3 protein-coding genes, 1 tRNA gene and 2 rRNA genes are annotated in these 6,287 nt (G+C 52.5%); 5 read left to right on the top strand and 1 reads right to left on the bottom strand.

Annotated features, from left to right (window positions below):
* From SK51_RS22555 to dkgB, 4 genes are all read left to right on the top strand, one after another.
* Window positions 1-2,761 (top strand): 23S ribosomal RNA (locus SK51_RS22555); the annotation flags it as partial.
* Window positions 2,762-2,830: 69 nt separating this feature from the next.
* Window positions 2,831-2,946: ribosomal RNA gene (rrf, locus tag SK51_RS22550) — 5S ribosomal RNA — on the top strand.
* Between the two features lie 55 nt (window positions 2,947-3,001).
* A tRNA-Asp gene (locus tag SK51_RS22545) sits at window positions 3,002-3,078 on the top strand.
* Window positions 3,079-3,238: 160 nt separating this feature from the next.
* On the top strand, window positions 3,239-4,042 hold the full coding sequence (gene dkgB, locus SK51_RS22540) for a 2,5-didehydrogluconate reductase DkgB (RefSeq protein WP_023305474.1): 804 nt from the start codon (window positions 3,239-3,241) through the stop codon (window positions 4,040-4,042).
* Between the two features lie 30 nt (window positions 4,043-4,072).
* On the opposite strand, the gene yafC is transcribed toward dkgB, so the two are convergent.
* Window positions 4,073-4,978: a DNA-binding transcriptional regulator YafC gene (gene yafC, locus SK51_RS22535; protein WP_023305475.1), complete on the bottom strand. Its 906-nt coding sequence runs from the start codon at window positions 4,976-4,978 to the stop codon at window positions 4,073-4,075.
* 104 nt (window positions 4,979-5,082) lie between these two features.
* Between yafC and SK51_RS22530 the strand changes: the two genes are divergently transcribed.
* Complete coding sequence (locus tag SK51_RS22530; protein WP_023305476.1) at window positions 5,083-6,258, top strand: MFS transporter; 1,176 nt, start codon at window positions 5,083-5,085, stop codon at window positions 6,256-6,258.
* Window positions 6,259-6,287: the final 29 nt, after the last annotated feature.

The following is a 6,287-nucleotide window of genomic DNA, read 5'->3' as shown; positions in this document are numbered from 1 at the left end:
CTATCGTTAACTGAATACATAGGTTAACGAGGCGAACCGGGGGAACTGAAACATCTAAGTACCCCGAGGAAAAGAAATCAACCGAGATTCCCCCAGTAGCGGCGAGCGAACGGGGAGCAGCCCGGAGTCTGAATCAGCTTGTGTGTTAGTGGAACGGTCTGGAAAGTCCGACGGTACAGGGTGATAGTCCCGTACACGAAAGCACACTTGCTGTGAACTCGAAGAGTAGGGCGGGACACGTGGTATCCTGTCTGAATATGGGGGGACCATCCTCCAAGGCTAAATACTCCTGACTGACCGATAGTGAACCAGTACCGTGAGGGAAAGGCGAAAAGAACCCCGGCGAGGGGAGTGAAAAAGAACCTGAAACCGTGTACGTACAAGCAGTGGGAGCCTCTTTATGGGGTGACTGCGTACCTTTTGTATAATGGGTCAGCGACTTATATTCTGTAGCAAGGTTAACCGTATAGGGGAGCCGAAGGGAAACCGAGTCTTAACTGGGCGTTAAGTTGCAGGGTATAGACCCGAAACCCGGTGATCTAGCCATGGGCAGGTTGAAGGTTGGGTAACACTAACTGGAGGACCGAACCGACTAATGTTGAAAAATTAGCGGATGACCTGTGGCTGGGGGTGAAAGGCCAATCAAACCGGGAGATAGCTGGTTCTCCCCGAAAGCTATTTAGGTAGCGCCTCGTGAACTCATCTTCGGGGGTAGAGCACTGTTTCGGCTAGGGGGCCATCCCGGCTTACCAACCCGATGCAAACTACGAATACCGAAGAATGTTATCACGGGAGACACACGGCGGGTGCTAACGTCCGTCGTGAAGAGGGAAACAACCCAGACCGCCAGCTAAGGTCCCAAAGTCATGGTTAAGTGGGAAACGATGTGGGAAGGCACAGACAGCCAGGATGTTGGCTTAGAAGCAGCCATCATTTAAAGAAAGCGTAATAGCTCACTGGTCGAGTCGGCCTGCGCGGAAGATGTAACGGGGCTAAACCATGCACCGAAGCTGCGGCAGCGACGCTTATGCGTTGTTGGGTAGGGGAGCGTTCTGTAAGCCGTTGAAGGTGTCCTGTGAGGGGTGCTGGAGGTATCAGAAGTGCGAATGCTGACATAAGTAACGATAAAGCGGGTGAAAAGCCCGCTCGCCGGAAGACCAAGGGTTCCTGTCCAACGTTAATCGGGGCAGGGTGAGTCGACCCCTAAGGCGAGGCCGAAAGGCGTAGTCGATGGGAAACAGGTTAATATTCCTGTACTTGGTGTTACTGCGAAGGGGGGACGGAGAAGGCTATGTCAGCCGGGCGACGGTTGTCCCGGTTTAAGCATGTAGGCGGAGGTTCCAGGTAAATCCGGTACCTTGTTAACGCTGAGGTGTGATGACGAGGCACTACGGTGCTGAAGTGATAAATGCCCTGCTTCCAGGAAAAGCCTCTAAGCATCAGGTAACACGAAATCGTACCCCAAACCGACACAGGTGGTCAGGTAGAGAATACCAAGGCGCTTGAGAGAACTCGGGTGAAGGAACTAGGCAAAATGGTGCCGTAACTTCGGGAGAAGGCACGCTGATATGTAGGTGAAGTCCCTGCGGACGGAGCTGAAATCAGTCGAAGATACCAGCTGGCTGCAACTGTTTATTAAAAACACAGCACTGTGCAAACACGAAAGTGGACGTATACGGTGTGACGCCTGCCCGGTGCCGGAAGGTTAATTGATGGGGTTAGCGGCAACGCGAAGCTCTTGATCGAAGCCCCGGTAAACGGCGGCCGTAACTATAACGGTCCTAAGGTAGCGAAATTCCTTGTCGGGTAAGTTCCGACCTGCACGAATGGCGTAATGATGGCCAGGCTGTCTCCACCCGAGACTCAGTGAAATTGAACTCGCTGTGAAGATGCAGTGTACCCGCGGCAAGACGGAAAGACCCCGTGAACCTTTACTATAGCTTGACACTGAACACTGGTCCTTGATGTGTAGGATAGGTGGGAGGCTTTGAAGCGTGGACGCCAGTCTGCGTGGAGCCAACCTTGAAATACCACCCTTTAATGGCTGGTGTTCTAACGTAGACCCGTGATCCGGGTTGCGGACAGTGTCTGGTGGGTAGTTTGACTGGGGCGGTCTCCTCCCAAAGAGTAACGGAGGAGCACGAAGGTTGGCTAATCCTGGTCGGACATCAGGAGGTTAGTGCAATGGCATAAGCCAGCTTGACTGCGAGCGTGACGGCGCGAGCAGGTGCGAAAGCAGGTCATAGTGATCCGGTGGTTCTGAATGGAAGGGCCATCGCTCAACGGATAAAAGGTACTCCGGGGATAACAGGCTGATACCGCCCAAGAGTTCATATCGACGGCGGTGTTTGGCACCTCGATGTCGGCTCATCACATCCTGGGGCTGAAGTAGGTCCCAAGGGTATGGCTGTTCGCCATTTAAAGTGGTACGCGAGCTGGGTTTAGAACGTCGTGAGACAGTTCGGTCCCTATCTGCCGTGGGCGCTGGAGAATTGAGGGGGGCTGCTCCTAGTACGAGAGGACCGGAGTGGACGCATCACTGGTGTTCGGGTTGTCATGCCAATGGCACTGCCCGGTAGCTAAATGCGGAAAAGATAAGTGCTGAAAGCATCTAAGCACGAAACTTGCCCCGAGATGAGTTCTCCCTGAGACTTTAAGTCTCCTGAAGGAACGTTGAAGACGACGACGTTGATAGGTCGGGTGTGTAAGCGCAGCGATGCGTTGAGCTAACCGATACTAATGAACCGTGAGGCTTAACCTTACAACGCCGAAGCTGTTTTGGCGAAGAGACAGACACGATTTTCAGCCTGATACAGATTAACAGAATTTGCCTGGCGGCTTTAGCGCGGTGGTCCCACCTGACCCCATGCCGAACTCAGAAGTGAAACGCCGTAGCGCCGATGGTAGTGTGGGGTCTCCCCATGTGAGAGTAGGGAACTGCCAGGCATCAAATTAAGTAGTAAGCCGGTGCATTAATCCGGTGGTTACAGAAGTATTCGGTGGAGCGGTAGTTCAGTCGGTTAGAATACCTGCCTGTCACGCAGGGGGTCGCGGGTTCGAGTCCCGTCCGTTCCGCCACTTATTAAAAGCCCTGAGCTAACGCTCAGGGCTTTTTTCTTATCTGTCGTTTTACTATTGCGAAATTAGCAAAAATCCTCTGCATTTTACGATCTTTTTCGACATAACAACCACAGCGATAATCCTCCTCAGTTTACGAACATAACGATTGAGGAATGATATGACTATCCCTGCACTGGGTCTGGGCACTTTTCGCCTGAAGGACGACGTTGTTATCGCATCTGTTAAAACCGCACTCGAGTTGGGCTATCGCGCTATTGATACGGCGCAGATTTATGACAACGAAGCTGCCGTAGGTCAGGCTATCGAGGAGAGCGGCGTACCGCGCCATGAGCTTTTCATCACCACCAAAATCTGGATTGAGAACCTCAGCAAAGACAAACTGATCCTAAGCCTGAAGGAAAGTCTGAAAAAGCTGCGTACTGATTATATTGATCTGACGCTGATCCACTGGCCATCACCTGGCGATGCCGTCTCTGTAGAGGAGTTCATGCAGGCGCTGCTGGAAGCAAAAGAGCAAGGCTTGACGCGTGAAATTGGTATCTCGAATTTCACTATCCCATTGATGGAAAAAGCCATTGCCGCAGTGGGTAAAGAGAATATTGCTACTAACCAGATTGAACTCTCTCCTTACCTGCAAAACCGCAAAGTTGTGGACTGGGCGAAACAGCATGGCATTCACATCACCTCGTACATGACGCTGGCATATGGTAAGGCCCTGAAAGATGAAGTGATTGCACGCATCGCTGAAAAACACAATGCAACAGCTGCACAGGTGATCCTGGCATGGGCGATAGGTGAAGGATATGCCGTGATCCCGTCTTCAACCAAACGTGAAAACCTGGCAAGTAACCTGTTAGCGTGGGATCTCCAGCTCGATGATGAAGATAAAAAAGCGATCGCTGCACTGGAATGCAACGATCGTCTGGTCAGTCCCGAAGGGTTAGCACCTAACTGGGATTAGTAAAAACCCTCCCTCTGTGCCTTTAAACCCTCATACAGCTCCTCCGGGAGCTGTTTTTATATGCTCACTAAGGAAGTCGATAAATGCGCGTATGCGCGTACTTACTGCTCTGTCACTGTAATACACCGCGCTAAAAGGCATCTCTACAGGTAAGCGTTTGTCAGCCATTAGCTCAACTAGCTGGCCCGCGGCAATTTCCTTATCAATCATATAGTCTGATAAACAGGCGATCCCGTTTCCTTCAAGACATAGCTGTTTCAGCGTTTCCCCGCTATTAGACGAAAGTCCGCAGGTGATCTCATGAAGTTGTCCGTCATGACAGGCCACGGGCCAGGTGTTCAGCGAGACAGGTTCCGTAAAGCCCAGGCACAGGTGCTGCTTCAGCTCCTCAACGGTCTCAGGTTTGCCATGCTCTGCAATATATTGCGGTGACGCGATAATTTTGCGGTAGCTGGTGAACAGAGGGCGAGCGCGTAAACTTGAATCCGTCAGGGTTCCCGCGCGGATCGCCACATCAACTTTACGCTCAATCAGGTTAATAAACGTCTCAGAAGAGACCAGAGACAGGGTCATCTCCGGGTAGCGTTCGCGGAAGGGTTTAATCAACGGCATCAGGAAATGCAGCACGACCGGCGTCGCCGCATCTATGCGCAGCAGCCCACGCGGCGTGCTGCGTGATTCCATGATTTCCGTTTCTGCTGCCGCCATCTCCTGCAAAACGGACTGCACGCGTCGAAAATAACGTTCACCTTCTTCCGTCAGGCTGAGCTGCCGCGTTGTTCTGTTGAGCAGACTCACCCCGAGCTTCATCTCCAGCTTTTTCAGCGAGCGGCTGATGGCGGAGTTCGCCTGTCCGAGCTGTTCGGCAGCACGGCTGAAGCTGCCGCTTTCAACAACGGCAACGAAGACAGTCAGTTCTTCCGATGTGGCTTTCATTATTGCATCACCTGCAAAATTCTATTGAGATTCTAACCATTTTTGTTATTTAAACACTGGCGCATACTGCCTGTCATCTTAATCCTGAAGAGACGGAGTATTTTATGCCACTGGCGCTTCTTGCCCTGACGATCAGTGCCTTCGCAATTGGCACGACCGAATTTGTTATTGTAGGACTTGTTCCTACCATTGCTGAACAACTCGCTATCTCGCTGCCTTCTGCCGGGCTGCTGGTATCTATTTACGCGTTAGGCGTCGCTGTTGGGGCGCCTGTGCTGACCGCACTGACTGGACGCTTTCCACGTAAACAACTGTTAGTTGCCCTGATGGTGCTCTTCACCGCCGGCAATATTCTGGCGTGGCAGTCACCGGATTACTCCACGCTGGTCATTGCCCGCCTGCTGACAGGCCTCGCGCACGGTGTCTTCTTCTCCATCGGTTCCACGATTGCAACCAGTCTGGTGCCAAAAGAGAAAGCGGCGTCAGCCATTGCGATTATGTTTGGTGGCTTAACCGTCGCGCTGGTCACCGGCGTGCCGTTAGGAACGTTTATCGGACAACATTTTGGCTGGCGTGAAACCTTCCTCGCGGTATCGCTGTTGGGCGTGATTGCTCTGGTAGCCAGCCTGCTGCTGGTGCCCTCCAGTATTCCGGGGCGCGCGAGCGTCAGCCTGAGCGATCAGGTTAAAGTTCTGACACACCCGCGCCTGCTGCTGATCTATGCCGTTACGGCCCTGGGTTATGGAGGTGTGTTCACTGCCTTCACCTTCCTTGCACCGATGATGCAGGAACTGGCTGGTTTTTCTCCGGGCGCGGTGAGCTGGATTTTACTGGGCTACGGTATCTCCGTCGCAATCGGCAATATCTGGGGCGGCAAGCTTGCGGATAAGCATGGTGCGGTACCGGCGCTGAAATTCATCTTCGCCGCCCTGGTTGCCCTGCTGATGATTTTCCAGTTCACCGCATCGATGCAATACGCCGCGCTGGTAACGGTGTTGGTTATGGGGATATTCGCTTTTGGTAACGTGCCGGGATTGCAGGTATATGTTGTGCAGAAAGCCGAACGTTATACGCCTAATGCGGTGGATGTCGCATCTGGGCTGAATATCGCCGCATTTAATATCGGTATCGCACTCGGTTCGGTTATCGGTGGGCAGGTGGTTGAACATGTTGGATTAACCCAAACGCCATGGATTGGTGCGGTAATTGTGCTTATCGCTTTCCTCCTTATTGGTCTCAGTGGACGGCTTGATAAACCCGCTCGCGTCGCACTTGGATAAGTATCAGTAAGTGCTTGCTTACAAAACTG

It is taken from the genome of Enterobacter sp. MGH85 (genome assembly GCF_001037655.1).
Taxonomy (GTDB): Bacteria; Pseudomonadota; Gammaproteobacteria; order Enterobacterales; family Enterobacteriaceae; genus Enterobacter; species Enterobacter intestinihominis.
This window is presented reverse-complemented; position numbering and strand designations above follow the sequence as displayed.